This window comes from Microcystis sp. Msp_OC_L_20101000_S702, from assembly GCF_007095705.1.
In the GTDB taxonomy this organism is placed as follows: domain Bacteria; phylum Cyanobacteriota; class Cyanobacteriia; order Cyanobacteriales; family Microcystaceae; genus Microcystis; species Microcystis ichthyoblabe_A.
The window spans coordinates 1-5005 of record NZ_SFBO01000230.1 but is presented as its reverse complement, the minus strand read 5'-3'; the positions used below and the strand labels follow the sequence as shown (position 1 = coordinate 5005).

3 protein-coding genes and 2 pseudogenes are annotated in these 5005 nt (G+C 45.1%); 1 reads left to right on the top strand and 4 read right to left on the bottom strand.

Annotated features, from left to right (window positions below; translation table 11 throughout):
• Positions 1-248, top strand: a pseudogene (locus EWV60_RS22915) (ISL3 family transposase); the annotation flags it as partial.
• Between the two features lie 273 nt (positions 249-521).
• Here EWV60_RS22915 and thiD read toward each other — a convergent pair.
• From thiD to EWV60_RS22895, 4 genes and pseudogenes are all read right to left on the bottom strand, one after another.
• Positions 522-1322, bottom strand: a complete 801-nt coding sequence (thiD, locus tag EWV60_RS22910; protein ID WP_287235035.1) for a bifunctional hydroxymethylpyrimidine kinase/phosphomethylpyrimidine kinase — start codon at positions 1320-1322, stop codon at positions 522-524.
• A 6-nt stretch (positions 1323-1328) separates the two neighbouring features.
• Entirely contained in the window at positions 1329-2576 is a 1248-nt protein-coding gene (ftsZ, locus tag EWV60_RS22905) for a cell division protein FtsZ (RefSeq protein ID WP_002778450.1), read from the bottom strand.
• Between the two features lie 192 nt (positions 2577-2768).
• Positions 2769-3590, bottom strand: coding sequence for a cell division protein FtsQ/DivIB (locus EWV60_RS22900; RefSeq protein ID WP_002738467.1), 822 nt, complete (start codon positions 3588-3590; stop codon positions 2769-2771).
• Between the two features lie 193 nt (positions 3591-3783).
• A pseudogene (locus EWV60_RS22895) lies at positions 3784-4826 on the bottom strand (IS630 family transposase); the annotation flags it as partial.
• Positions 4827-5005: the final 179 nt, after the last annotated feature.

Here is a 5005-nt window from a genome sequence, read left to right as displayed (position 1 = left end):
GGGGAATGAGGGATTATTTGCCTTGAGTGATTGGCTCAAAAAGGCGATGGCTTACTTTCCTAAAAGCTGCCAGACAATGAGGCGGTGGATTGACGAAATAACTGCCTATTTTGATAACCAAACAACCCAGGGAACAGTTGAAGGAATTAATAATAAACTGAAGGTGATTAAAAGGAGAGGCTATGGATTTAGAAACTTTAAAAAACTTTAGTCTTAGATGTTTATTAAATTGGCATTTTGCTAGTTGATTTTACATGGTAAGTTCGGAAGAACCGGAAATCTTTAGCTGGCATAAGTAGAATTTTTCTCAAGTTACTATTTCTATTTTAGGTGGTTTAAGTGCGTTTTAGCTTACTACCGAATCATTACCGCTGGTTTTGTGCTTCTAGAAATTCCACCCGTGCCTGGGTGGACTGCAATTCTTTGACTAATTCCCGATAGACCGAGAGGGGAACCGAGGGGCGACCAGTGCAACTCTGGGGTACTTGGGGGAAATACGCGGAGTAGTGGTTATGAATTGACTAATTTAGGGCTTTTAAGCGGTAAAAATGGCCTACTGGACCGGTTCCGCTACCGATAGCGAGGGAATGCTCAAGGGCGTTAGTAACGTACTCCTTGGCTTTTTTCACCGCTATTTTTAGGTCATCACCCAAAGCGAGGTTAGCCGCGATCGCTGCCGATAGAGTACAACCAGTCCCGTGAGTGTTATTGGTTTCGACGCTTCTGGTCTTAAAAGTTTCCCATTCCTCCCCATCAAAGTAGATATCAACCCCACGCAGCCGGCCTTTCATGGCTCCTCCTTTCACTAATACTGGTGTGGCTGACTTCTGGAAAATAATTTCGGCGGCCGCTCTCATCGTCTCAAAATCATTGATCTCGATGCCACTTAAAAGCTGTGCTTCGTAACGATTAGGGGTAACAATCGAAGCCAGAGGAATTAAACTATTAAAAAGACTATCTATAGCCCGATCATCAATTAATTTGGCTCCTACCCGCGAAACCATAACCGGATCCACCACTAAACTGATTAAACGCCAGCGCTCGATCGCCTCGGCCACCGCTTCGATAATCTCGCTGCTGAACAGCATTCCCGTCTTGACCGCTTGCACACCGAAATCCCTGACCACCGCATCGATTTGGGCTGCTACCATTTCTGGACTTAAGGATTCGACGCGCTCGACCCCCAGGGTATTTTGGGCGGTAACGCAGGTAAGGGCGCTGGTGCCATGAACTCGGTGGAAGGCGAAGGTTTTCAAATCAGCTTGAATTCCCGCGCCGCCACCACTATCGGAACCGGCGATGGTGAGGGCAATGGCAGTCATAGGCGGTTAGCGATCAAAAGGACGACGACGTTGCAAGAAATCGGGGATATCTAATCCCGCCGGTTTTGGTGGTTCAGGAGTGGGTGCCGGACTGGGTGCGGGGGTATTGATCACCACCTTGCTACTGGTGGGACGAGAGGGGGATTCCCCAGAAAAACCAGTGGCAATGACGGTAATTCTGACTTCTCCCTGCATTTTCTCGTCAATTACTGCCCCAAAGATGATATTAGCGTTGGGATCCACCACTTCATAGATAATTTCGGCGGCGGCATTGACTTCGTGTAGGGTTAGGTCTTGACCACCGGTGATGTTAAAGACCACACCTTTCGCCCCTTCGATCGAGGATTCCAGTAACGGCGAGGAAATAGCAGCGATCGCTCCTTCCTTAGCCCGAGATTTTCCGGAACCGATGCCGATGCCCATTAGGGCCGAACCCGCATCGGCCATCACTGCCCGCACATCGGCGAAATCCACATTCACCAGACCGGGGATAGTGATAATGTCCGAGATGCCCTGCACCCCTTGCCGCAGCACATCATCAGCGACGCGAAAAGCCTCCTGTAGGGGAGTTTCGGCGGGTATTACCTGTAATAACTGGTTATTGGGGATAATAATCAGGGTATCGACCCGACTTTGTAAACCGCCCACCCCCTCATCGGCCTGATTAGTGCGACGACGACCCTCGAAGGTAAAGGGACGAGTCACAACTCCCACGGTCAAACAGCCGATTTCTTTGGCAATTTCGGCCACAATTGGAGCAGCCCCTGTTCCCGTACCGCCGCCCATGCCGGCGGTAATAAAGACTAGATCGGTTCCTTCCAATGCTTGGGCGATTTCATCCCGGGATTCTTCCGCCGCCTTCTGTCCGATCGCCGGATTGCCCCCCGCCCCTAGGCCGCGGGTTAATTTTGTCCCGATTTGTAACCTCTGGGGGGCGGAGGAGTGGGCCAGGGCCTGGGCATCGGTGTTAATTGCCCAAAATTCGATTCCGGTCACGCCACTGGCGATCATGCGGTTAACGGCGTTACAGCCCCCACCGCCGACCCCGATCACCTTGATCTTGGCGACATTGCTCGGCACGATGCGATTACTACGACTTTCTTCTCGGGGTGTCATCTGTGATTCATGGGGACGAGTAAATAATACTCCAGCATTATTCTGAGAGTAATGATTATCTTCGCTCATAGCTGAACTGGCATAATCGTTACTGTTCAGATTGGGATAGGTGGGAACGATCTCATTAATCGATGTCATTGGAATTGGAACACTCTTAGTACAAGATTCTGTTATTGATTTGATGAATTAGAGATGCACTGTTAACACTATCACTAATATTATGTCGGTTCCAGTATCTACAGTATCAGTTTCTTGTTCATAAAATCATAATTTGGTTTTTTTGCCAATACCTAAAGGGAATAATTGCGGTTATTTACTGATCAATTCCAGTTAATCCCTACCAGTTGCCGTTACTTTGGCAACCCTAGGGGCTGGCTGTGGCTTTAATTGTACAGTGGGAGCATCGGGATTGCTCAGGTCAATGTAGATAATTCGCGCTAGAGGTATCTTGGATGACAATTGCCGTGATTGTACGAGAGCGGTTAATTTTTCCGGCAATCTATCTTTATAAAAACCTAAATAGACCTGCCCCAGTTCGGTTTTTAGTACAAGATTACTAGGATTGCGCCAATCGATGGCGGTAATTTTAATGGATAAGTTATCAATTAAGGGATAAATTTTTTGCCACTGTTGTTGATATTGTCGGTCGTAACCAAGCACTTCTAGGCTAGGTAATTGGCTTTTGGGCAGAGTTCGACCATAATAGTTTTGAGGAATTATCGTTCCCGAGGCATCTAAAAAACCTTGCTGTTGATGAGAACGCCAACGGGCAACAGGTTTTCTTTCTTGAATAGAAACAATCACTTTCGGGGGTAATAATTGCCGCTCGATCTTAACGTCGGCAATAGCGGGAATAGCCGCTAATTTTTCTCGTAATTGATGGGTAGGTAATTCCCAGAGAGATAGAGGATAGCTTAATTTCAGCCAAGCGCGAATCGACTCGGGGGACATTAATTCCGTGCCTGCGATTTCCACCTGTCCAGCCTTGGTAATTGTCCAATAGGGTGAAGTCATCCCCCAAGCTAATCCCGTCGCTAAACCACTAACCACCAGAAAGCGACCTAGAGCTTGCCACACCTTCGATCGCCGTTGGTGGCGCAGGTTTTGTCGTTTTTGTTCCAGGGAGAGGGATGAAAGAATTTGATCGCTCATAGGGAAAATCTCGGACAGTTTTGCTGTTATCTTATACCAAATTTCTAAATTCCTGACAGACATAGAGCTTCTAAAATCCAAGACCATCCCGTTAAATACCCGATTAGCGATTTTTGTCAATTATTTTCGATCTAGAGCGAACTAATCAATTAAATCCCTTGCCAGATAAGGATTTAGTCGATTTATGCCCCCCTATCGAACCATACCAAGTAACGAAGAGCCTAGTGTCATTGGATAAACGATTTAAAAGAGCATCGAGTTTATCTCTTAAAGCATCAAGAGATTCAAAAGTTTCCCATGCCAGAAAATTTTTCAGGTACAGCCAAACTCTCTGTTGCGGGGTTAACTTCAGGACAACAAGAAGGTTGATAAAACAAGATAATATTGTCGGGAATTTCTAAGTGTCCCGCCATATGTGCAGGAGCGTTATCTACTTGTAAAATATGTAATTCATTGGGAAAAGCTTGCGATAGTTGTAATAGATATTCTCCGAAACAATCCCCATCTAAATGGGAGAATTCATAGAAGAAGCTTCTGCCCTGTCGAGGCTCTACAGCCCCGTACAGCCAAAAGCATTGGAAGTTATATTAAAAATTACCAATCGGCTTAACTCCGAAAAGAGTTATTTTATTCCGAGCAATAGTGTGACAACCAAATCTACTTTCATCCTCGCACCAAAAACTTACTTTCTCGTAACGCTTTACTTTCTCGCTTTCCCTGTCTAGTAAAGCTTTTAGTCGTTTAGATAAGTTCGCTTTAAACTCATCTACTTCGCCAGGCAATTGTCTCGGATTTCCTGGTCTAGGTACTTTTAATTGAGCTTCCTAATTCCTGTCTAACGAGACGATAAACTGTTGTATAGCTGACGGAAATTTCTCGAACGACCGAGAGCCAAAAATAAATCTCTTTATAGCTGGTAAAACCCACTGGGTCTTTTAATTCGTTTTGTAAAAGAGCGACTTCTTCTACCGAAATCTTTTTCGGTCTTCCTGGTGGGTTTCCTTCAGATAATAATCGCTCGATTCCTCCTTTTCTGTAAAAACTTAACCAGCGATGGATTGTTCTTTCCCCTCGTCCCATTAATACCACTAAATGGCGAACCGTCTCTACCTCCCCCATCTTCAAAAAATATAAGGACTGTACTTTAGCGTAGGCTAAACTACTTTTTTGTTGTTTCATTAATTTTTTTAAATCTTCTACTGACTCAACAATATCAATTTTGGGTACGACCAGCATCGCCAATTTATCCACTTAATAATCTTTTCTATAAGTATGCCATAGTTTTTGAAATTTGGTATTAGGGTTTGCGGCAAAAAGTCATTGAAAAGTACAGGTCTCTTAATCAATGATTTCACTTAGCTACAAGCATAAGCTTTAGTTGTTGATTAATTTTTAAGTCATAACTTATCCTAATC

What these genes read in the sequence shown, in the direction of transcription:
- thiD (WP_287235035.1), bottom strand. Translation starts at nt 1,322, where the DNA reads ATGACTGCCATTGCCCTCACCATCGCCGGTTCCGATAGTGGTGGCGGC.
- ftsZ (WP_002778450.1), bottom strand. Translation starts at nt 2,576, where the DNA reads ATGACATCGATTAATGAGATCGTTCCCACCTATCCCAATCTGAACAGT.
- EWV60_RS22900 (WP_002738467.1), bottom strand. Translation starts at nt 3,590, where the DNA reads ATGAGCGATCAAATTCTTTCATCCCTCTCCCTGGAACAAAAACGACAA.